Below are 21692 nucleotides of genomic sequence, written 5' to 3' on the forward strand. Positions count from 1 at the left end.
GTCTATTGTCCATCGAACACTTATGAAATAAATCATTACAACTTTCTCATGGTTTTATGCCATTGGGTGTCTATTTTTGCTGTTAATATATTGCCGTTAAAGCCAGATATGGTGGATTAACGAAACTGGAAAGGTTGTTTAAATGATTAATCACAAAACTATAACGGCCATTGGGTTGACCGTGTTGCTCTGTGGTTGCGCGAAAAACAGTGTGCATTCCGATGGTTCTCAGGCATTTGCACTTAACAAAGGTGCAATTGTCAGTTCGAAAGAAATTACCAGCCACTTTTTCTTTTCCGATATCGATTTTGGCATCAACGATACGATTGATGCGGCCGCGATCTGTCACGGTAGCGAGAATGTCGTACGGATAGAGACCAAAGTCGGCTTTTGGGACTCCCTGTTTGGCAGCCTGAGTTTCGGTATTTATGCACCTCGCACAGCACAAATTGATTGTGCTGCATGACAAGTAAAGGAGATAGCGTGTGACTCAATTGAAAAGTGTTTTATTGGCGGCTGCTGGTATGGCGGTGCTTTATGGCTGTGGTGGTGGATCTGATGAAACAACCGTTGTAAAAGCCAGTGAACCGATTAAACCCCTTGCACTGGAACATGTGACTATACCTAATGCAACACTTTATAAAGCTGATTATATACAAACCAACGGGGCGATAGACCTGACTGGTTTGGCATTGAAATATCAAAAGGTTGATGAGAGAGGCGTTACTCGCTGGAGTGTATGGGCCAATAATGGTGTGATGGCCACCACATGGTGGGTAGCGCAGAGTCGTGATGAAATATTAAAAGACAATCCTAATTCAGTACAGCTCACAAGTATTAGTCGTCAAATGAACCGGCCAATGGCAGATGGTCGTGTCCCTGCAGAACTTGTCATCAAGCGGGTAGATGTTTCTTATAATGATATTGTTCACAACACACCGCAGATAAAGGTGAGCAATCCTAATATTTCCTCAAAACTTAATACTGAGCTTGATTTCGTTAGTGCGGGCACCTCAATGTATCCAAAATGGTCTGGTAAAATATCCTTAACGGAGTTGAAAACCCACGCCATAAATACGGATAACTGGCATGACAATAAGGGGTATAGCACGGATATGCTGGGCGATGTGGAGACAACCCGCAATGGTGACAAGGTGACGGTCACGATGACGTTTCCGGCTGCCGGATGTACCCTGGTGGGGGATGCAACGTCATCGGGTAAAACAAATTTCGACAAGCTGATTTTTACCGGTTTTGACAGGTGTCGGTTTGACCTCGCGAAAGGGGTAAACTGGACTGCCCACGATCTTTTTAACAACGAAGGATTGGCCAAGGGAAGAAATGGGGCTGTGGCATATGGTGCGACTCTTAAAAATGATAGCGGAGCAGAGATGCTGCTTATCGGCTTCCCTGAACTGGATGGTGTCGTGTTGGTGATGAACAAAAGATAGGTGAGCATTCGATAATCTGTTGTTTGGCCGTATGTGGTTCAGTAGTGCATGGTTGCGGTGTCGCAGAGAGAAAACAGGCTAGCTACTCTGATGGTGCTTGGGGACTGGTTTTCGGTGGATAGTTTTGCACACAGATCGGTCGATCAGCGTGCGAAGGTCATCGTTCGCAGTCCGAAAGGCACCTTCACGATGAGAGCCCTTGATGAGAGGACGTATGCGAACACTGGGTGAGCTCGATTTGAACCTGCTGGTGGTATTCAAATACTTGATGGCGGAGCGCAGTGTGGCGGGCGCCGCCAAGCAGCTTAGTGTGACTCCTTCCACCGTGAGCAAGGCGCTGGCCAAGTTGCGGGAGTGGTTTGCCGATCCGCTCTTTGTGCGAGGGCGCAAGGGATTACTACCCACCAACCTCGCTCTGGCGCTGACCGAGGAGTTGGAGGCCTGGTTTCAGCTTACCGGCAGCATCGCCTCGCTCAATAGTGAGGCGATCCCCGATGGGGCCCGCTTCAATCTGGTGATGCAATCCCCCTTCTACAACAGCCTGTTGGGGGATCTGCCCATCACCATCCATGAGAAGTATCCCAACTCGGTGGTCAAGATGCAGGGGTGGAATCACCACTCCCTCACTGATCTCGTCAATGGCGATGCGGATCTCGGCGTCTGTGTCCGCGAGCGTTATGACCGTTCTCTGGCCAAGATCAGCAACCTGCCCTATTACATCGATCACGAAGTGCTGTTCCACGACTTGCCGGTGGTGTTCTTGCGCAATGACCACCCGTTGCTGCAGCAGTGGACACTGGAGAACTTTCTGGCTTGCTCCCACTGCAGCGTGGTGCTGGAGGTCAAGGAGACCTGGAGTCTGGATATGCTGCTGGAGGATCAGGGGTTGCAGCGCAAGGTGCCTATTATGGTATCCAGCTTCGAGCAGGCGCTGAATGTTGCTTCCCAATCCAATCATGAGCTGATTGCGGTCGCCCCCTCCTACTGCGCCGGTTTTGCGGCCAAATATCATCCCAATCTGGTGACCATGCCGTTGCCATTGCCGGAGAAGCTCTATAAACAGCTGGAGGTCACCTTCATCTTGCTGTGGCACAAACGCCACAACCAGGATGCCAAGGTGATGTGGCTACTCAATGAGATAAGGCTGCTCTATCACCGGGAGTCGCGACCTTCAGCCAGATAGCGGGAGCCGGAGCAAGATGCTCCGGCTTTTTATGGTGAACCGTGCGGGTGTTGTGGTGGCACAGCGAATTGAGCCGTGCCGAGAAGAGGTTACCCGTTTACTTCACTGCCAAATAATGACTGTGGCATGCGCTAAAAGTAAAAGCCCATCTGTTTCCAGACGGGCTTTTTCAGCAATGTGTCACACCGACCACAACGCCGGATAGACCCTGTTTAACCGATTGTTTAAAAAGGGCTAAAGCACTTATACGTTAAACAGGAAGTTCATGATATCGCCATCTTTGACGATGTACTCTTTCCCTTCTGCACGCATCTTGCCCGCTTCTTTGGCGCCTTGCTCACCCTTGTAGGTAATGAAGTCATCAAAGGCGATGGTTTGGGCGCGAATAAAGCCTTTTTCAAAGTCAGTGTGGATCTTGCCTGCCGCTTGCGGGGCGGTGGCACCGACCGGGATAGTCCAGGCGCGAACCTCTTTAACACCGGCGGTGAAGTAGGTTTGCAGGTTGAGCAGCTCGTAACCGGAGCGGATCACCCGGTTCAGGCCCGGTTCTTCGATGCCCAGATCGGCCATAAATTCGGCACGGTCTTCGTCGTCGAGCTCGGCGATGTCTGATTCGATGGCGCAGCAAACCACGACTACGACGGCATTCTCGGCGGCGGCGATTTCACGCACTTTGTCGAGGTAGGGGTTGTTGTCGAAACCATCTTCCGCCACGTTGGCGATATACATGGTTGGCTTGAGGGTCAGGAAGTTGAACTGGCTGATAGCGCCCAGCTCTTCCTTGTCCAGCTTCAAGCCACGGATCATCTGGCCATCTTCCAGTGCAACGCGGATCTTCTCCAGCACTTCCACTTCCAGCTTGGCATCCTTGTCGCCACCTTTGGCGCGCTTGGACTGACGGTGGATGGCGCGCTCGCAGGCGTCCAGATCCGACAGGGCCAGCTCGGTGTTGATCACTTCGATATCGTCAGCAGGGGAGACCTTGCCGGCAACGTGAATGATGTTCTCGTTGTCGAAGCAGCGCACCACGTGGCCGATCGCTTCGGTTTCACGGATGTTGGCCAGGAACTGGTTGCCCAGACCCTCACCCTTGGAGGCGCCAGCGACCAGACCTGCGATGTCGACAAATTCCATGGTGGTCGGCACAACGCGCTGCGGATTGATGATGGCAGCCAGTTGATCGAGGCGGCTATCTGGCATCGGCACGACGCCGGTGTTCGGCTCGATGGTGCAGAACGGGAAGTTGGCGGCTTCGATACCGGCCTTGGTCAGCGCGTTGAACAGGGTGGATTTGCCTACATTGGGCAGGCCCACGATACCGCATTTAAAACCCATGGATTGTTACCTTACTTGATGGATGCTGTTGAGGGGCGCCGGCAGGCGGCCCATGTCATGTTTGTTCTGGTCGTTGCTCATGCACCGGCACAATGCCCGTACAGGGTCAAATCGACCTACACCTTTTCGGCCTTGAAGCTGTGCAGCCGATTCATGGCCTTGGTCATATCTTGTTTGAACAGGATGTCGGTGGCGTACATGGACATTCATCCCGCGCGTCATCGATCACAGCCTGTTCAGACTTTTTCGGCCTTGAAGCTGTGTAAGCGATTCATAGCCTTGGTCATATCTTGTTTGAACAGGATATCGGTGGCGTACATGGACATTTATCCCGCGCGTCATCGATCACAGCCTGTTCAGACTTTTTCAGCCTTGAAGCTGTGTAAGCGATTCATGGCCTTGGTCATATCTTGTTTGAACAGGATATCGGTGGCGCGCAGGGATTCGTCCAGCGCGGCGTCGATCAGGTTCTGTTCACTGCTGGGGGCCTTGGTCAGCACAAAGCCTGCCACCAGCTCTTTGCTGCCGGGATGGCCGATCCCGAGGCGCAGCCGGAAGAAGTTATTGTTGTTGCCCATTTTGGCGATGATGTCTTTGAGGCCGTTATGGCCGCCGTGACCACCGCCCTGCTTGAACTTGGCGATGCCCGGCGGCAGGTCAAGTTCATCGTGGGCAACCAGCATTGCTTCTGGCTCAATCTGATAAAAGCGCGCCAGAGCAGCGACCGCTTTGCCAGAGAGGTTCATATAGGTGTTCGGGATGAGCAGACGCACATCCTGCCCCTCGACCTGAATGCGGGCAGTATGGCCAAAGAACTTGGGTTCTTCACGCAGGCTGACATTGTGCCAGCGGGCCAGTTGCTCCACATACCAGGCGCCCGCATTGTGGCGGGTCTTGGCATATTCCGGGCCGGGGTTACCCAGTCCGACGATCAGTTTGATTTCGCTTGTCACGCTTGATGTCTTCACTCGCAGCTGCCATGGGTACACTACCCAGGGCAATAGGACGCAATATTCTAGCCGCCGAGTGACGATCACTCAACCAATGCTCATGTTCTGGCGGGATTTGAGTCACTCTGGCAGCTAACGGTCGGCTATCAATCAATAAACAGGCCTCATGCGAGAGGCCTGTTGCAGGTAACGAATAGGCCGATTTACTTGGCTCGCAGCAGGGTGACGGTCTCTTCATCCAGCGCGGTCAGGGTGGGGCGAGCCTCGCGCACATATTGGACGAAGGAGGCCGCATCGGTGCCGCAATCCACGCCGCTGGCCTTGCAATCGAGGGCCTGGCCCGGAGCATAGATGGCGCTCAGCAGCTCGCCGTTTTGTGCCACTTTCAGCACCGGGAAGGCGGTCAGCGTGCCATTGACGCTGGCGATATCTACCCGCTCGCTCTGGTGGCGCTGGGCATTGGCCAGTGCCTGCCAGCCATCGTTGCCGTTGGCGCTGTAGGCGTTCATCACCACCCGATAGCGCTGGCTATCCAGCAGATCCTGCCACTCGCCGCTTGCCGTCTTGCGCTGCAACCGGGTCAGGGTGCCCGCTTTGCCAGGGGTGGTCTCCTGGAAGGTGTAGCGCAGGTTGCCACCATAGGGGAACTTGCCGGCATGGGCGCTGGCGGGCAGGGTGGCGCTGATGGTTTCGCTCAGCAGGGCGCGCACCTCGGCGCCGGTCAGGGTCAGCACCGAGAGCTGGTTCTTGAACGGCAGCAGGGTGAGGGCACTGTCCCCCTCGCGCCATTCGCCCGCGGGCAGTTCGGCCCGTACGCCACCGACTGCCAGCAGGGCGAAGTCCACCGCCCCGCCAGTCAGGGCCTGCACTTGGGGGGTATTGGCCCAGTAAAACTCCCCTTCGGCGACCAGCGGTGCCACATCGGAGCCGTGGTTGTCGCTGCCGTTGTCGCCGGGGCGACGGGCATTTTGCAGCTGTGCGGGTATGGTGCCGATCACCGGGCCGTAGGCTTGCTCCAGTGCCGGTTTGTAGTGGCTGTCGATGATGCCGCGCAGGCGCGGATCCTCATCCACGGTCACCAGATTGGGCTGGTTGTCGATAAACTGACTGGCTTTTTTGCTGCGGGTTTGGTCGAGCGCTTGCTTGCGGGCCGGATCGGCGAAGAAGTCGCGGCTGGCCAGCAGGCTGTTGTGGCCCTGGCAGTCGGTCAGCTGGCCTTGGCTGTCAAAGGTCACCTGCGCCAGACCGATGGCTTGGGCGTAAGAGCCGGCCTGCACCACGCAGGTCTTGCCAATGCCGTCCGGGTTGGTCACCAGCTTGGCGTAGTCGCCGGTCTTGCCCCAGCCAATATTGCGAAAATCGCCGAGCAGGCTGTGGGAGTGGCCACCGACGATGGCATCGATGCCATTCACCTTGGCCGCCAGCGCCAGATCCCGCTCGTTGCCGATGTGGGTGAGGGCGATGATCTGGTTGATCCCCTTGGCCTGCAGCATGTCGACCGTGGCCTGAGCCGAGGTGACCTCTTTGCCAAAGCGCAGCTTGCCAACGTTGGGGGCGATATTACCCATGTCTTCCAGCACCAGACCGATGATGGCGACCAGCTGTTTGCCTTGCGGCAGCTTGTCGAGATCGGTGACCGGGCTCTTCTGGTTGCCGTCAAAGGCATAGACCACGAAGGGCTTGAGGTTGTCTGCCTTGCTGAGAGCAGGATCGGCCTTGGTGTCGAGGTTGGCAGCCAGTACCGGGAAGTTGACCCCCTCGATGAAGCGGGCCAGCTTCTGGTTGTCCAGATCGAACTCGTGGTTGCCCAGTGCCATGGCATCCAGGCCGAACTGACTCAGCAGATCGGCATTGGCCATCCCTTCGTTGAGCTTGAAGTAGCCGCTGCCCTGCCAGGCGTCGCCACCGTGTAGCAGCAGCATGGGTTGGTTCTTGGCCAGTGCCTCGGCCTGATACACCTTTGCCATGGTCAGCAGCCGGGGGTAGCCGCCAAACCGGGTGTAGAGGGTGTCCGTCTCCTCCTGCTGGCCAAAGATCTGCCCGGTGAGATCGGCATTGACCGGATCAAACTGGGAGTGGGTATCGTTCATGTGGGCCAGGGTCAGCACGAAGGGTTGACTCTCTTTCGCCGGCTGACAGGCAAACAGGGCGCTGGTGAGGGTCGCGAGCAGGAGGGGACGCAAGCAATTCATGGGTAAATCCTTAAGCCTGCCGGGGCAGGGTCGTACCAGATAGCAGAGGGGTGGAAAGAGAGGGTTCAGAAAGACGAAAACCGCCAGCAGGCGGTTTTCGTTATTGCTGAATCTATCAATGCTCAAACATGGCAGAGATGGACTCTTCGTTGCTGATGCGGCGAATGGCTTCGGCCAGCACGGTTGAGAGAGTCAGCTGTTTGACTTTACCAATCGCTTTCATCTCCGCGGTGAGCGGGATGGAGTCGGTGATGATCAGTTCATCGATCACCGAGTTTTTGATGTTCTCGACGGCAGTGCCGGAGAAGACCGGGTGAGTCGCATAAGCGAATACACGCTTGGCGCCACGCTCTTTCAGGGCTTCTGCGGCTTTGCACAGGGTGCCGCCGGTGTCGATCATGTCATCAACGATGACGCAGTCGCGGCCAGCAACATCACCGATCAGGTGCATGACCTGAGAGACGTTCGGGCGGGGACGACGCTTGTCGATGATGGCGATGTCGGTATCGTCCAGCAGCTTGGCGATGGCGCGGGCACGCACTACGCCGCCGATGTCTGGCGAGACGACGACTGGAGACTCGAGGTTCTTGGACTTCATGTCTTCCAGCAGTACCGGACTGCCGAACACGTTGTCGACCGGAACGTCAAAGAAGCCCTGGATCTGCTCGGCATGCAGGTCAACGGTCAGCACGCGATCCACACCCACGCTGGAGAGGAAGTCAGCGACAACCTTGGCGGTGATAGGTACACGGGCGGAACGGACGCGGCGGTCCTGACGGGCATAACCAAAGTAGGGGATAACGGCTGTGATACGGCCAGCTGAAGCACGACGCAGTGCATCCACCATAACGATCAATTCCATCAAATTGTCGTTGGTTGGGGCACAGGTGGATTGAATGATGAAGATATCGCCACCACGTACATTCTCATTGATCTGTACGCTGATCTCGCCGTCGCTAAAGCGACCTACGGCAGCATTGCCGAGTTTGATAAACAGGCGATCTGCGATCTTCTGGGCTAGTTCCGGCGTTGCGTTACCAGCAAACAGCTTCATGTCAGGCACGGTTTGAAACCTCGGGGTTGCATCCAGTATGTGGGGGAGTCTGAAACCAGACCCATATCGTTTTGGGGCAAACGATTTATCAAGATAACGAGCAAGGATATTATGGCTCTGGATTTGGCTGGGGTACTAGGATTCGAACCTAGGAATGGCGAGATCAAAACCCGCTGCCTTACCGCTTGGCGATACCCCAATCATTTGAACTGTTGCAATGTCCAGAAGAGAGGTGATATGTTCTCGCCTTTCGCGACAAACCCATCTAGCCCCTTCGGCACCTTGGCAAACACTTCCCGAGCAGTCACTTCGTCTTCAAATTGAGCAAAGACGCAGGCTCCTGTGCCCGTCATTCTCGACGGCGCGTATTCTAGCAACCAGCCGAGCGCATTGGCAACCTCGGGGTGGCGCTTTTTCACCAGTGATTCGCAATCGTTTTTCCACTCACCTGCCAGCAAGTTGTCCAACGCCATTTTCGGAGTGGCTCTGGGCAGGTCTTGATCCTGAAATACCGCCGCAGTTGCCACATGGCAATCGGGTTTGAGCACCAGATACCAGGCGCTTGGTAATTCGACCGGTTGCAGCCGCTCGCCCACCCCTTCGGCAAAGGCGGCCCGACCACGGACAAACACCGGCACATCGGCTCCCAGCTGCACGCCAAGCTGTGCCAGTTCATCTTCGCTCAAACCTGCCTGCCAGAGCTGATTAAGCGCCACTAGCGTGGTCGCTGCATCGGACGACCCGCCGCCAATTCCGCCCCCCATGGGCAGCACTTTCTCCAACCGGATATGGGCTCCCTGCGGGCTCGGCAGCTTGGCCTGCAGCAGTCGAGCTGCGCGGATGATCAGATTCTGCTCATCCGGCACCCCGGGAATGGCCGGGCTCAGGGTGAGTGTGTCGCTATCAGGAATCACCTCGAACTCGAGCCAGTCGCTGTGGTTGAGGAAGATAAACAGGGTCTGCAGCTCGTGATAGCCATCGGGACGACGGCCATTGACGTGTAAAAACAGGTTGAGTTTGGCCGGTGCCGGCCAGCGTGTGGAAGCCATTAGCGTGCAAGAGTCCATTGGTTGATCTGAAGCTTGAGGCGGCTGTTCTGGCCGGTCATGGTCAGTTGGTGCGGCAGGCGGTAGCCATCTTGATCCCGATAGTCGCCATAGACGATCTGCCACTGGCCGTCACGGACACTGGCCAGACTGCGGTCGGGGTTGAGTTCAAACTCGGCCTGACCCGGCAGCCCCTTGATCCACTCGGGGAGTCCGGTGACCGGAATATGCCAACCCGTGAGCTTATAGATCAGCGCCTCGGCATCCTGGCTCTGGTGGCGTTTGCCGTCGCTGTCGAGCAGGGTGATCTCCCCCTTGCTGCGGGAGAGCTCCAGAATATTGGTGCCGATCAGGCTGCTAAGGTTGAGACGATAATCCTCGCCATCTTGCTGCCAGTTGAGGCGGGCGCTGCCTTTCTGCTGGGGGGTGATGATGGCCATCTTGCCGACGATCTGCCAGTGGGTCAGCTGTTCGAGACGGGTCCGCTCCTGGTTCCAGTTCACCTGATCCCGTTGGGGTTGGGTGGTGGCACAACCGGCCAGCAACAGTAGACAGGTGAGGGTGAAAATACGCAACAGCACGGCAAGGCTCCAGAGAGAGGAATTTGCCACAGTATACGGGGCTGCCGTATTGCTTTTAAAGACTTACCCTTTCTCGTACAATTGCCGCCTTTGCACCCTGCATATGAAATGATCGTCGCCCACTCATGAGTTTGCTAGCACTCGGAATCAACCACAACACCGCCAGTGTCGCCTTGCGGGAGCGGGTCGCCTTTGGCCCGGACTGCATCGATCGCGCCTTGCGTGAGCTGGTGAGCCAATCCGGTGTCAGCGAGGCGGTGATTGTCTCCACCTGCAACCGGACCGAACTGTACTGCAACCTGGATGGCGAGCAGCAGAGCGAGGTGCTGCGCTGGTTGCAGCAATTCCACGGGCTGGACGCAGCCGAATTGGTCAATGCCATCTATCAGCACCATGACGAAGAGGCGGTGCGCCACTTGATGCGGGTGGCGTGCGGGCTTGATTCACTGGTGCTCGGTGAGCCGCAGATCCTCGGCCAAATCAAGCAATCCTATGCCCATGCCCAGCAGTCAGACTCCCTCAAGGGAACCCTGGAGCGGTTGTTCCAGAAATCCTTCTCGGTGGCGAAACGGGTGCGCACCGATACCGAGATCGGCGCCAGTGCCGTGTCGGTGGCCTTTGCCGCCGTCAGCCTGGGGCGACGGATCTTCTCCGACCTTTCCCAGACCAAGGTGCTGTTGGTGGGGGCGGGGGAGACCATCGAACTGGTGGCACGCCATCTGCGCGAGCAGAACGTCACCCGGATGATGGTGGCCAACCGTACCCTGCAGCGTGCCCAGACCCTGGCGGCCGAATTCGGCGCCCAGGTGATGACGCTCGAAGAGATCCCCGACTATCTGCACGAGGCGGATATCGTCATCAGTTCGACCGCCAGCCCCCTGCCCATCATCGGTAAGGGGATGGTGGAGCGTGCCCTCAAGGCCCGCCGCTCCAAGCCAATGTTTCTGGTGGATATCGCGGTACCGCGTGACATCGAAGCCGAAGTGGATGAGCTCTCCGATGCCTATCTCTACACGGTGGATGACCTGCAGGGGATCATCGAGCAGAATCTCGAAACCCGTAAAAGAGCGGCGGCGCAGGCGGAAGTGATCGTGCAGGAAGAGCGCGACGAGTTTATGGGTTGGTACCGGAGTCAGCGCTCGGTCGATCTGATCCGTGACTATCGCCATCAGTCCCAACAGGTTGCGGACGAAGAGCTGCAGCGCGCCCTGCTGGCATTGGCACAGGGCGAGAGTGCCGAGCAGGCGCTCAAGGCGATGGCCCATCGCCTCACCAACAAGTTGATCCACGCGCCGACCCAGGCCTTGCGCCAGGCGGCTTCCCAGGGCGATCAGAGCGAGCTGTCCCGCTTGCGGCAGGCGCTGGGATTGTCCCAAGAGTAATTGTTCGGGGTTGCCATGCTGGCGGCCCCTTCCTCCATTGAGAATGCAAGAGTTATGAATCCGTCACTGATCAGAAAGCTGGAAGGCCTCATCGAGCGCCACGAAGAAGTTCAGGCCATGCTCGGCGAGCCGGATGTGGTCTCGGATCAGGAGCGCTACCGTGCCCTGACCCGCGAGTATGCCCAGCTGGAAGATATCGTTCACGCTTTCCAGCATTATCGCCAGGCGCAGGATGATCTGGAGACCACCCAGCTGATGCTGGAAGAGGATGACGCCGACCTGCGCGAGATGGCGCAGGAGGAGCTGCCACTGGTCAAGGCTGCCCTGGAGCAACAGGAGCAGGCGATGCAGGTCATGCTGCTGCCCAAGGATCCCCGCGATGACAATAACTGTTATCTGGAGATCCGCGCCGGTGCCGGTGGCGACGAAGCGGCGATCTTTGCCGGCGACCTGTTTCGCATGTATTCACGCTTTGCCGAGCGTCAGGGCTGGCGCCTTTCCATCGTCAGTTGCAACGACGGTGAATACGGTGGCTACAAGGAGGTGATCGCCAAGATCGACGGCGAGCGGGTCTATGGCCGCCTCAAGTTTGAATCTGGTGGTCACCGGGTGCAGCGGGTGCCTGAGACCGAATCCCAGGGTCGGGTGCACACCTCTGCCTGCACCGTCGCCGTGCTGCCGGAAGTGCCGGAAGCCGAGCAGATCGAGATCAACCCCTCCGATCTGAAGATCGATACCTTCCGCGCCTCCGGTGCCGGTGGTCAGCACGTCAACAAGACCGACTCGGCCATTCGTATCACCCACCTGCCGACCGGTCTGGTGGTGGAGTGTCAGGACGAGCGTTCCCAGCACAAGAACCGCGCCAAGGCGATGTCAGTGCTCTCTGCCCGCCTGCAGGCGGCTGAGGATGAGCGCCACCGCGCCGCCGAACAGAGCACTCGCCGCAATCTGGTGGGCTCCGGTGATCGCTCCGAGCGCATTCGCACCTACAACTACCCGCAGGGCCGTCTCTCCGAGCACCGCATCAACCTCACCCTGTACCGCCTCTCCGAAATTTTGGAAGGGGATCTGGACTGCATCATCACGCCGCTGGTGCAGGAGTATCAGGCCGATCAGCTCGCCTCGCTGGCCGAGAACAGCTGATGCAACTGGTGATCCGGCAAGCTCGCATTAAGTGTTGCCCCCATAAGGTGGAGTGGCACTGATGCAGATCCAGCAGGCCCGTGCCCATATCATGACGGTACTGGCTGGCGGGGAATCCCCCCGTGCCGATGCCGATGTACTGCTCTGCCATCTGCTCGATTGCCGCCGTAGCTATCTGATGACCTGGCCCGAGCGCGAGCTGGATGCCGCCCAGCAGGTCACTCTGCAACAGTGGCTCGCTCGCCGGTTGGCGGGTGAACCTATCGCCCATCTGGTTGGCGAGCGGGAGTTCTGGTCGCTGCCGCTCAAGGTGAGCCCGGCGACCCTGATCCCGCGCCCCGATACCGAGGTGCTGGTGGAGCAGGCGCTGACCAAAATTCCGCAAGGGCCGTGCGCCGTGCTGGATCTGGGCACCGGCACCGGCGCCATCGCGCTGGCGCTCAAGTCCGAGCGACTCGAGGTCGAGGTGTGGGCGGTGGACAGGATGGCTGATGCAGCGGAATTGGCCCGTCAAAACAGCGCTGCCTTGGGATTGCCCATCGAGGTGCGGCACGGCAGCTGGTTTGAGCCGCTCGGTGATGCAGGCCTGAGCAAGGCGCCCCGTTTTGCGGTGATTGTCTCCAATCCCCCCTATATTGATGGCGCCGATCCCCATCTCGAGCAGGGGGACGTAAGGTTTGAACCGCGCTCGGCGCTGGTTGCCGATGAGGCCGGGCTGGCGGATATCCGCCACATCGTGGCCCATGCCCCGGCCCATCTGCACAGCGAAGGGTGGCTGCTGCTGGAACATGGCTGGGATCAGGGCGCTGCAGTGCGGCAGTTGCTGGGGGATAACGGCTATCGCGAGGTCGCCACGGTGCGCGATTACGGCGATAACGACAGGGTGACGCTGGGCCTCTGCCCGTAGCGGCAAGGTCCCGTTTTAGCCTGAGTTTGGTCGAACGACAGGTTTTATACGCTGGGTGCCGTTGTGGCGCTCCTTGCAAGGATTAACGATGTATTTTGTGCTCAAACTGCTGCACTTCTTCCTGATTGCCGGGGCCGTGCTGATCTTTATGCTCCGCTTCTACTGGGTGCAAACAACCGCTAGCCGTGCCTACAGCGCGCCTGTGGTGAAACTCAGTGGCTGGTTCAACGGTCTGGTGGTGCTCTCCGGCGTGCTGCTCTGTGTGGCATTGGATCTCAATCCGTTCAATAACGGTACACCCTGGCTCAGCGAAAAGTTGATGGGTATTGTGGTGCTGGTATTTCTGGCGACCATGGCGCTGCGGCTGGCCAAAAGCAATCTTATCCGCTGGTGTTCTTTTCTGGGCGCCCTGGGGTGGCTCTTTTTCATTGCCAAGTTGGCAGTGCTCAAACAGACGAGTTTATTCGGTTAAGGCATGAAGAAGATGTTACGCATAGACGAATGGACCGATTTTGAAGCTCATGACATCACCGAACTGGCGTTGTCGATCAGCGATGAGATTTACGGATCTGCCGAGCAGGGAGGGCGTGAGTTGACCCTGCTGGATGAGTGGCTGGACGAACAGATCGAAGAGGGAACGTGCGACGAGGTGCGTGAGCAACTGTTGCAGGGCTTTTACCAGCAGCTCGGTTTTCATGGCGACTGGCAGGATTACTTCTCTGCGAATAATAGTGACCTCAATCAGGTGCTAGTGCAGCGCAAAGGGATCCCGGTCAGCCTCGGTATTTTGATTATTCAGCTGGGGCGCAAGCTCGGGCTCGATGTGGAGGGGATCTGTTTCCCCGGCCACTTCCTGGTGAGCTTTGCCGGTGGTGAAGGAGAGGTCTATGTCGATCCCTTTACCGGCGATGAGCTGAGTCTGGCGCGTATCGAACTGTTGCTGCGCGGTGCGTTGGGGGATTTAGCCACCCTGACCCCGGCTTATCTGCAACCGTCTGGGCAGTGGGAAATCATCGAGCGACTGCTCAACGTCAGCAAGGGTGCCCTGCTGCGGGAAGATCGCATGCCAGAGGCGCTGCGCTGTAGCGAGCTGCTATTGCGCATGAAGCCGGGCGACCCGCTGGAGACGCGGGATCGCGGCTTCATCTACGAGCAGCTCGATTGCCCCCGTCAGGCCGCCGACGATTTTAGCTATTTTATTGAACAGTGCCCGGACGATCCGGTAGCCGATGTACTCAAAGTGCAGCTGGCCGCGCTGGATCTTAGCCCCAAGCCCCTCCATTAAGGATGGCTTGGCACTGACACAGAAGAATATCAAGGCCGCTGTGCCGGTCGCAGCGACTAACTTGGCTTCATGCCCCAAGCCTCTTCATTAAAGATGTCTTGGAACTGAAACAGAAGAATATCAAGGCTGCTGTGCCCGGTCGCAGCGACTAACTTGGCTTCATGCCCCAAGACCCAAACCCGTTTATTAAGGATGTCTTAGATGGACCAGAAGAATATCAAGATCAACGAGATCGACGTTGCCAACGACAAACCGTTTGTGCTGTTCGGCGGCATGAACGTACTGGAATCGCGCGATATGGCGATGGCGGTGTGCGAGAAGTATATGGAAGTGACGACCAAGCTGGGTATTCCGTTTGTCTTCAAAGCGAGCTGGGATAAGGCTAATCGCTCTTCAATCCACTCCTATCGCGGTCCGGGTCTGGAAGAGGGGATGAAAATTTTCCAGGAGCTGAAGGCCACCTTCGGCATGCCGGTGATCTCTGATCTGCACGAGCCCCATCAGGCCAAGGCTGTTGCCGAGGTGGTTGATGTGATCCAGCTGCCCGCTTTCCTGGCACGCCAGACCGATCTGGTGGAAGCGATGGCGCGCACCGGCAATGTCATCAACATCAAAAAGCCCCAGTTCCTGAGCCCGGGTCAGATGAAGAACATCACCGACAAGTTCGAAGAGTGCGGTAATGACCGCTTGATCCTCTGCGAGCGCGGCGCCAACTTTGGTTACGACAACCTGGTGGTAGACATGCTGGGGCTCGGGGTGATGAAGAAGAGCACCGGCGGTTACCCGGTGATCTTTGACGTGACCCACTCCCTGCAGTGCCGTGATCCGTTGGGAGCAGCCTCCGGTGGTCGCCGCGAGCAGGTGACCGAGCTGGCTCGCGCCGGTATGGCAGTGGGTCTGGCTGGTCTCTTTATCGAATCCCACCCGGATCCGAAGATCGCTCGCTGCGATGGCCCGAGCGCCTTGCCGCTGGAGAAGCTGGAAGGCTTCCTCAAGCAGATGAAGGCCATCGATGACCTGATCAAGGGCTTCGAACCTCTCGATACCTCGGTCTGATCCCGACGCTGTCGTGCTTGATGAAAAATGCTCCGCAATGCGGTAATGCCGATCAGTTAAGGATCCATTGACCGATCCTTCTGATGTGTGAAAATCCGAAACCTGTTGATTGGTTTCGGATTTTTTATGCGTATCGCTCAAGCTCTCGACTTCCTCCACGCCAGTAATGCCGCTCAGTTTGAGTCACTCTCCGACCTCATTCCCACCGAGCTCATCACCACGCTGCTCGGCGAAGAGGGCGTTGCTACCCTCCGCCGTCGCCGTATGCCCATGGAGCGACTGGTCTGGGCCATCATCGGCATGGCCATCTTCCGCCACGTCCCCATGACCCAGCTGGTCAATCAGCTCGATATCCTCTTGCCCGGTGACCGCCCCTTCGTCGCCCCCAGCGCCTTCCTGCAAGCTCGCCAAAAGCTTGGCCACAAGAGCATCGAACGCCTGTTTCACGAAACCGCCGCAGGCTGGCACCAGCAGGCCAATCACCCCGGCTGGGCCGGGCTGCAACTGCTCGCCGTCGATGGCGTGATGTGGCGCACGCCTGATACCCCGGACAATGCCGCCGCCTTTGCCAAGCCCGGTACCCAGCATGGGGAGACCGCCTATCCTCAGGTGCGCATGCTCTGCCAGATGGAGCTGACCAGCCACCTGCTTGTTCAAGCGGTCATGGAGAGCTGCGCCGTCAACGAGATGGTACTGGCCGAACAGCTTGTCGCGCGCACGCCGGACCACTCGCTGACCCTGTTCGACAAGGGGTTTTACTCGCTCGGTTTGCTCCATGCCTGGCAAACCACTGGCAGCGAGCGGCACTGGTTGCTGCCACTCAAAAAGGGCACGCAATACGAGGTGGTGCGCAAGCTGGGGCGCCAGGATGCCCTGGTGCGTCTCACAACCAGTCCACAGGCGAGGAAGAAGTGGCCGCAACTGCCAGAGACTGTTGAGGCACGTTTACTGACCCGCACCATCAACGGCAAAGAGCGGCAGGTGCTGACCTCAATGGTCGACCCGATGCGCTTTGTGGGCGCCGATATCGTCGAACTGTATGGCCACCGCTGGGAAATCGAGTTGGGCTATCGGGAGATGAAGCACAGCCTGCAACAGCACCGGCTGACCCTGCGCAGCAAGAAGGCGGCGGGTATACGGCAAGAGTTGTGGGGCGTGCTGTTGGCGTACAACCTGCTGCGCAGCCAGATGGTAAAGATGGCGGCGAGCCTGAAGGGATACACGGCGAGCCAGCTGAGTTTTCACATGGCCTCGGTCTACCTCATCCATGAACTGAGCTGTATGCCGTATGTGTCGCCGGGGAATATCCCGGGACGCGTTGCGGAGCTAGAGAAACAGGCAGGGCAGTTTGTGTTGCCGGCCCGAAGGGAGCGAAGTTATCCCCGCAGCGTGAAGCCAAGGCCACAGAAGTATGGAGTTAAAAAAGCCAATAAAAACAATGCCAGTCAGGCTTAACTGACTGGCATTACCGCAATGCGGGGCATTTTTTATATCTGCCATATTTTGCTAAAGGCTAAAATTAATCTTTGAGCAAACAACCATTGGTTGCTGTGGCGTTAAAGGTGTTAATTTTGTTGTGTGATTAATGTCTCTTAATTGTTTTTTATTACATGTAGAGTAGTCGCCGTAGTAATGCAGAAACGGCATGGATCGGGTGAGATACGCAGATATCTCGTCCCGGCTATCTGCATGTTTATTGCTGCCCTAACAATGTGCAATTAAATTAACAGGACGTTAATAATGCGAAAGAAACTATTTAGCAGCCTCTATTTTCAGGTATTGCTCGCGATTACCCTCGGGGTATTACTGGGGCATGTCTATCCGGAACTGGGCGCTGATATGAAGCCCCTCGGTGATGGCTTCGTCAAATTGATCAAGATGATCATCGCCCCCGTTATTTTCTGTACCGTGGTCACCGGTATTGCCGGGATGGAGAGCATGAAAGCGGTCGGCAAGACCGGCGCCATTGCCCTGCTCTACTTCGAGGTGGTCAGCACCATCGCCCTGATCATCGGGCTGTGCGTGGTCAACCTGCTGCAACCCGGGGTTGGCATGAATGTCGATCCGGCTGCACTGGATGCCAGCGCCATCTCTGCTTATGCGGAACAGGCCAAGTCACAGGGCATTATCGCCTTTTTGCTGGATATTATTCCGGGCAGCGTGATTGGCGCCTTTGCCAGCGGCAATATCTTGCAGGTATTGCTGTTTGCGGTGCTGTTCGGTTTTTCCCTTCACCATATTGGCGAAAAGGGACAGGTTATTTTCGGCGTCATCGACAGTTTCTCCAAAGTCATATTTGGCATTATCAATATGATAATGAGACTGGCACCGATCGGTGCATTCGGGGCAATGGCATTTACCATCGGTAAATACGGGGTGGGTTCGCTGGTGCAGTTGGGCCAGTTGATCGCCTGCTTCTATATCACCTGCCTCTTCTTCATCTTCGTTGTGCTGGGTAGCATCGCCAAAGCCTCCGGTTTCAGCATCTTGCGTTTTATCTCCTACATTCGCGAGGAGCTGCTGATCGTGCTGGGGACCTCCTCTTCCGAGTCGGTATTGCCACGGATGCTGGACAAGATGGAGAAGCTGGGTTGCCAGAAATCGGTAGTAGGGCTGGTTATTCCGACCGGTTACTCCTTCAACCTGGATGGCACCTCCATCTATCTGACCATGGCGGCGATTTTCATCGCGCAGGCCACCAATACGCCGCTGGACCTGTTCCAGCAGATCACCCTGCTGGTAGTGCTGCTGATCTCCTCGAAAGGGGCGGCCGGGGTAACCGGTAGCGGCTTTATCGTGCTGGCGGCGACCATTTCGGCAGTGGGCCATCTGCCACTGGCCGGTTTGGCGCTGATCCTGGGGATCGACCGCTTCATGTCCGAAGCGCGGGCGCTGACCAACCTGATCGGTAACGGGGTTGCGACTGTGGTGGTCGCCAAATACTGCAAGCAGCTGGACCAGAAGAAGATGGATGCGGTGCTCGGCGGCAAGGCCGGGCAGCTGGAAGTGGACAGGGCTTAAGCGCATTTTCCCCCGCACGGCCGCGTTGGCTGGTGCGGGGGCAATAAAAAAACGGCCGTTTGGCCGTTTTTTTATTGTGCTGATACCGCGAGTATCTTTTTGTGTTGATACCGTGAGTATCAGCGGTTCACTGCAAAGCGCTGATTACAGGCTGGCGGTGAAAGTACGGGTAACCACGTCACGCTGCTGTTCCGGGGTCAGGGCGTTGAAACGCACTGCGTAGCCAGATACACGGATGGTCAGCTGCGGGTACTTCTCCGGGTTGGCGATAGCATCTTCCAGGGTTTCGCGACGCAGAACGTTGACGTTCAGGTGCTGGCCACCTTCAACAACCGGGTCAGTTTGCACTGGCAGTTCACGATATTCGAACTGACCCAGGTCAGCCAGTTGCACTTCTTGATCGGCAGCGAAAGCATCGCCTTTGACGCAGATGCAGCGAGCTTGTTGCTTCTCTTCGTCCAGCAGCCAGAAAGAGTTCAGCAGAGCGGTGTTAGCAGCTTGGGTGATTTGAATGCCTTTGATCATGGTATGACTCCTCAATGGGAACGCGAATCCAACTGTAAGGAAATTACCCTGATGTATTTAAGCTACCGTCGATGGCGATGACTTAAAGGGCCCTTGCCTTACACCTTTACTTTGATGCGGTCATATATACCATGGTGGTAATATTACCAAAATTGATCCAGATCAATAAAATTCAATAAAGCCGCATGTCAACGGTATTAATTTATTGAGTTGAATCAAATTTAGGTCATTTTTCCGAAATTGTAAGATATCCAAATAATGCATCTTTTATATCTCCAATTTAGTAATTTAACTACACCTTTTAGGCTTTTTTCTGATGAGGGCAGGGGGATTGGCTACACTCAGCAAACACACTGAGGAGAGTGCCGGGTGAAGAGCGGGTGGCGAAAGTGGGCATGGCTAGCCCTGTTGTGTTGTTGTACCAGCGCAGTGCGTGCCGAGACGGTGCGCATTGCCGTGGGCGAGTGGCCGCCCTATATCAGTGAGGCGCTGCCCAATCAGGGCTTTCTCTGCCAGTTGGTACGCGAGGCCTTCGCCCAGTCGGGGCTGGATGTCAGTTTTCACTTCTACCCCTGGGCCGAGGCTTACCGGCTGACCCAGGAGGGGAGGTATGTGGTCACCATGCCCTGGTTTCGTTCCAGTGAACGTGAACAGTACTTTTATTTTTCTGCCTCGCTCGGCGATTTCACGACTCGCCTCTTTATGCTGACCGGTTCGCCGCAGGTGAATCTGGGGGAGCTAAAAGAGCAGCCGGTCGGGGTCACCCGTGGCTATTTTTATGGCGATGGGTTTGCCGCCCGCCAAGCCGGGCTCACCCTCGAGTGGTCAGATTCCGATGAGCAGAGCATGGGCAAGTTGCTCGCCGGGCGTATCCGCTATCTGGTGATGGATGAGCAGGTGGCACAGACCCTGTTCCAGCAAGCGATCTCCCGTCATCCTCCATCGCTGGCGCTGACCCACGTCGCTGATCCTATCTGGTCGCAACCGGGATACCTGTTGATGCGCAAGGCTGATCCTGATGCGCGCCGTCTGATGTTGCTGTTCAACGCTGGTCTGCACAAGTTGGAGCGCTCGGGGCGTGTTGCCCGGATCTGGCAACCGTGAGCCACTGTTGCGTCTTGTAGGCTGGCCCCCTATCCTGAGCCCTTCGCCGATTCAAGTGAGGAGTTAGGGGTGCAGACCTGGAGTGATGTGATTGGCTCTGAAAAAGAGCAGGACTATTTCAAACTTACGCTGGCGACCGTCAGAGCGGAGCGGGAAGCGGGCAAGGTGATCTACCCGCCAACAGCTGATGTGTTCAATGCCTTCAAGCTGACCGAGCTGGATCAGGTCAAGGTGGTGATCCTGGGGCAAGACCCCTACCACGGCCCCAATCAGGCGCACGGTCTCTGTTTCTCCGTCCTACCCGGGGTGCGTACCCCGCCTTCCCTGGTCAACATCTATAAAGAGCTGCAGCGGGATCTGCCCGACTTTGTCACCCCCAATCACGGCTTTCTCGAATCCTGGGCCAAACAGGGGGTTTTGCTGCTCAATACAGTGCTGACGGTGCAGGCCGGTCAGGCTCACTCTCACGCTCAGCTCGGTTGGGAGACCTTCACCGATCGGGTTATCGAACAGATCAATGCCAGCTGTCAGGGGGTAGTCTTCCTGTTGTGGGGGGCTCATGCCCAGAAGAAGGGGCGTTTTATCGATCGTCAGCGCCACCATGTATTGACCGCCCCCCATCCGAGCCCTCTCTCTGCCCACCGTGGTTTCATCGGTTGTGGCCACTTTACCGAGACCAATCGCTTGCTGGAACAGCAGGGCAAGGAGCCGATCCTGTGGAATTCTGTCTGCACTTCACTTGATTGAGTGCAAAGTTTGGGCGACAAATGACCGTATACTCAGGGACATAACATTAATTGAGAGCCAAGGAGTGCCCATGTTATCCAGTCTGCACAAGGAACATCTCAACATCGCCCGACTCTTGGAGCTGCTCAAGCACAAGTTGGCGGCGATCCATGCCGAACAGCCGATCAGCTACTTTTTGGTGCGGGATGTCATCGACTATCTGCGGGAGGTTTCTGACAAGTATCACCATCCCAAGGAAGACCTCATCTATGACTACTACCTGAAATATCGGATGGTAGAGGGTGAGGTGGCTCACCGCTTACAAGAAGATCACCTCAAATTGCTGGAGGCGGGTACCGATCTCAAGGAGATGGTAGAGATGATCTTGATGGATGCGGTGATCCCCCTTGATCAATTCACCAGCAGACTGGAGCAATTTGTGGCGCTGCAAGAGGCGCACATGAACTACGAAGAGGGAGAGATCTTCCCCCATCTGCGTAACGCCCTGACCGAGGATGACTGGCGCCAGCTGGAGCAAAACTGGCAGAACCGTGCCATTGGCGACCCCCTGTTCGGGGCTGAGGTGAGCCAGCACTTTCAGGCGTTGGCCAAACGCCTCTCTTTGCCGCTCACGACCGGCTAAGAGGCGGGCGTACCTGCAGCGCGGCGGGTACCGCGTGAGTGAAAACAGAAAGGCCTCCATCCGGAGGCCTTTTGCATCATGGGTGTTGCCATCCATTGCGCAGCCCAA

At 56.9% G+C, this 21692-nt stretch carries 20 protein-coding genes, 1 tRNA gene and 2 pseudogenes; 14 read left to right on the forward strand and 9 right to left on the reverse strand.

Annotation, left to right across the window (positions count from 1 at the left end; all coding sequences use genetic code 11):
* The first annotated feature begins 142 nt into the window (after positions 1 to 142).
* From ACY8FN_RS08755 to yidZ, 3 genes are all read left to right on the forward strand, one after another.
* Positions 143 to 466, forward strand: coding sequence for a Bor/Iss family lipoprotein (locus tag ACY8FN_RS08755; RefSeq protein ID WP_139718206.1), 324 nt, complete (start codon positions 143 to 145; stop codon positions 464 to 466).
* Positions 467 to 485: 19 nt separating this feature from the next.
* Complete coding sequence (locus ACY8FN_RS08760) at positions 486 to 1451, forward strand: hypothetical protein (protein ID WP_463099772.1); 966 nt, start codon at positions 486 to 488, stop codon at positions 1449 to 1451.
* A gap of 214 nt (positions 1452 to 1665) precedes the next feature.
* Positions 1666 to 2634 carry an HTH-type transcriptional regulator YidZ gene (yidZ, locus tag ACY8FN_RS08765; protein ID WP_463099773.1) on the forward strand — a complete coding sequence of 323 codons (969 nt, stop codon included), beginning with the start codon at positions 1666 to 1668 and terminating at the stop codon, positions 2632 to 2634.
* 243 nt (positions 2635 to 2877) lie between these two features.
* Here yidZ and ychF read toward each other — a convergent pair whose 3' ends face one another.
* The 8 genes and pseudogenes from ychF to lolB all read right to left on the reverse strand — a co-directional run bounded on the left by ychF (position 2878) and on the right by lolB (position 9792).
* Positions 2878 to 3969, reverse strand: coding sequence for a redox-regulated ATPase YchF (ychF, locus tag ACY8FN_RS08770; protein ID WP_101347712.1), 1092 nt, complete (start codon positions 3967 to 3969; stop codon positions 2878 to 2880).
* Positions 3970 to 4205: 236 nt separating this feature from the next.
* Positions 4206 to 4333 (reverse strand): annotated as a pseudogene (locus ACY8FN_RS08775) (aminoacyl-tRNA hydrolase); the annotation flags it as partial.
* Positions 4326 to 4922, reverse strand: coding sequence for an aminoacyl-tRNA hydrolase (gene pth / locus ACY8FN_RS08780; RefSeq protein ID WP_101325405.1), 597 nt, complete (start codon positions 4920 to 4922; stop codon positions 4326 to 4328). The pseudogene ACY8FN_RS08775 and the gene pth, both read right to left, overlap by 8 nt.
* A 200-nt stretch (positions 4923 to 5122) precedes the next feature.
* A complete protein-coding gene (locus ACY8FN_RS08785; protein WP_463099774.1) occupies positions 5123 to 7111 on the reverse strand; it encodes a bifunctional metallophosphatase/5'-nucleotidase in 1989 nt (662 codons plus the stop codon).
* 115 nt (positions 7112 to 7226) lie between these two features.
* Positions 7227 to 8174: a ribose-phosphate pyrophosphokinase gene (locus tag ACY8FN_RS08790; RefSeq protein WP_042020535.1), complete on the reverse strand. Its 948-nt coding sequence runs from the start codon at positions 8172 to 8174 to the stop codon at positions 7227 to 7229.
* A 115-nt stretch (positions 8175 to 8289) separates the two neighbouring features.
* A tRNA-Gln gene (locus ACY8FN_RS08795) sits at positions 8290 to 8364 on the reverse strand.
* Positions 8344 to 9214: pseudogene (gene ispE / locus ACY8FN_RS08800) on the reverse strand (4-(cytidine 5'-diphospho)-2-C-methyl-D-erythritol kinase). The gene ACY8FN_RS08795 and the pseudogene ispE overlap by 21 nt, the downstream one beginning before the upstream one ends.
* The gene (lolB, locus tag ACY8FN_RS08805) at positions 9214 to 9792 is read right to left on the reverse strand and encodes a lipoprotein insertase outer membrane protein LolB (protein WP_463099775.1); all 579 of its coding nucleotides are present in this window, start codon (positions 9790 to 9792) and stop codon (positions 9214 to 9216) included. The pseudogene ispE and the gene lolB overlap by 1 nt, the downstream one beginning before the upstream one ends.
* Positions 9793 to 9917: 125 nt before the next feature.
* Here lolB and hemA point away from each other — a divergent pair, with 125 nt between their 5' ends.
* From hemA to ACY8FN_RS08845, 8 genes are all read left to right on the forward strand, one after another.
* Positions 9918 to 11174 carry a glutamyl-tRNA reductase gene (gene hemA, locus ACY8FN_RS08810; protein WP_101318372.1) on the forward strand — a complete coding sequence of 419 codons (1257 nt, stop codon included), beginning with the start codon at positions 9918 to 9920 and terminating at the stop codon, positions 11172 to 11174.
* A 54-nt stretch (positions 11175 to 11228) separates the two neighbouring features.
* Positions 11229 to 12317 carry a peptide chain release factor 1 gene (gene prfA, locus ACY8FN_RS08815; RefSeq protein WP_042020540.1) on the forward strand — a complete coding sequence of 363 codons (1089 nt, stop codon included), beginning with the start codon at positions 11229 to 11231 and terminating at the stop codon, positions 12315 to 12317.
* Between the two features lie 61 nt (positions 12318 to 12378).
* Positions 12379 to 13224 carry a peptide chain release factor N(5)-glutamine methyltransferase gene (gene prmC, locus ACY8FN_RS08820; RefSeq protein ID WP_463099776.1) on the forward strand — a complete coding sequence of 282 codons (846 nt, stop codon included), beginning with the start codon at positions 12379 to 12381 and terminating at the stop codon, positions 13222 to 13224.
* Between the two features lie 88 nt (positions 13225 to 13312).
* Complete coding sequence (locus ACY8FN_RS08825; RefSeq protein ID WP_101318368.1) at positions 13313 to 13696, forward strand: SirB2 family protein; 384 nt, start codon at positions 13313 to 13315, stop codon at positions 13694 to 13696.
* Positions 13697 to 13708: 12 nt separating this feature from the next.
* Entirely contained in the window at positions 13709 to 14509 is an 801-nt protein-coding gene (locus tag ACY8FN_RS08830; RefSeq protein ID WP_042020543.1) for a SirB1 family protein, read from the forward strand.
* A 201-nt stretch (positions 14510 to 14710) separates the two neighbouring features.
* The gene (kdsA, locus tag ACY8FN_RS08835) at positions 14711 to 15565 is read left to right on the forward strand and encodes a 3-deoxy-8-phosphooctulonate synthase (protein ID WP_042020544.1); all 855 of its coding nucleotides are present in this window, start codon (positions 14711 to 14713) and stop codon (positions 15563 to 15565) included.
* A gap of 126 nt (positions 15566 to 15691) precedes the next feature.
* Positions 15692 to 17020, forward strand: a complete 1329-nt coding sequence (locus tag ACY8FN_RS08840; RefSeq protein WP_463099777.1) for an IS4 family transposase — start codon at positions 15692 to 15694, stop codon at positions 17018 to 17020.
* A gap of 285 nt (positions 17021 to 17305) precedes the next feature.
* Positions 17306 to 18586 carry a dicarboxylate/amino acid:cation symporter gene (locus ACY8FN_RS08845; RefSeq protein ID WP_068978738.1) on the forward strand — a complete coding sequence of 427 codons (1281 nt, stop codon included), beginning with the start codon at positions 17306 to 17308 and terminating at the stop codon, positions 18584 to 18586.
* A 144-nt stretch (positions 18587 to 18730) separates the two neighbouring features.
* Here the strand turns inward: ACY8FN_RS08845 and grcA are convergent, their stop codons facing one another.
* A complete protein-coding gene (gene grcA / locus ACY8FN_RS08850) occupies positions 18731 to 19111 on the reverse strand; it encodes an autonomous glycyl radical cofactor GrcA (protein WP_042020546.1) in 381 nt (126 codons plus the stop codon).
* Between the two features lie 369 nt (positions 19112 to 19480).
* Here grcA and ACY8FN_RS08855 point away from each other — a divergent pair, with 369 nt between their 5' ends.
* The 3 genes from ACY8FN_RS08855 to ACY8FN_RS08865 all read left to right on the forward strand — a co-directional run bounded on the left by ACY8FN_RS08855 (position 19481) and on the right by ACY8FN_RS08865 (position 21584).
* A complete protein-coding gene (locus tag ACY8FN_RS08855; RefSeq protein WP_463099778.1) occupies positions 19481 to 20215 on the forward strand; it encodes a substrate-binding periplasmic protein in 735 nt (244 codons plus the stop codon).
* Positions 20216 to 20284: 69 nt separating this feature from the next.
* A complete protein-coding gene (gene ung, locus ACY8FN_RS08860) occupies positions 20285 to 20962 on the forward strand; it encodes a uracil-DNA glycosylase (protein WP_139718196.1) in 678 nt (225 codons plus the stop codon).
* A gap of 70 nt (positions 20963 to 21032) precedes the next feature.
* The gene (locus ACY8FN_RS08865) at positions 21033 to 21584 is read left to right on the forward strand and encodes a hemerythrin domain-containing protein (protein WP_101325394.1); all 552 of its coding nucleotides are present in this window, start codon (positions 21033 to 21035) and stop codon (positions 21582 to 21584) included.
* The last annotated feature ends 108 nt before the right edge of the window (positions 21585 to 21692 follow it).

Source organism: Aeromonas sp. 160P (assembly GCF_055193095.1).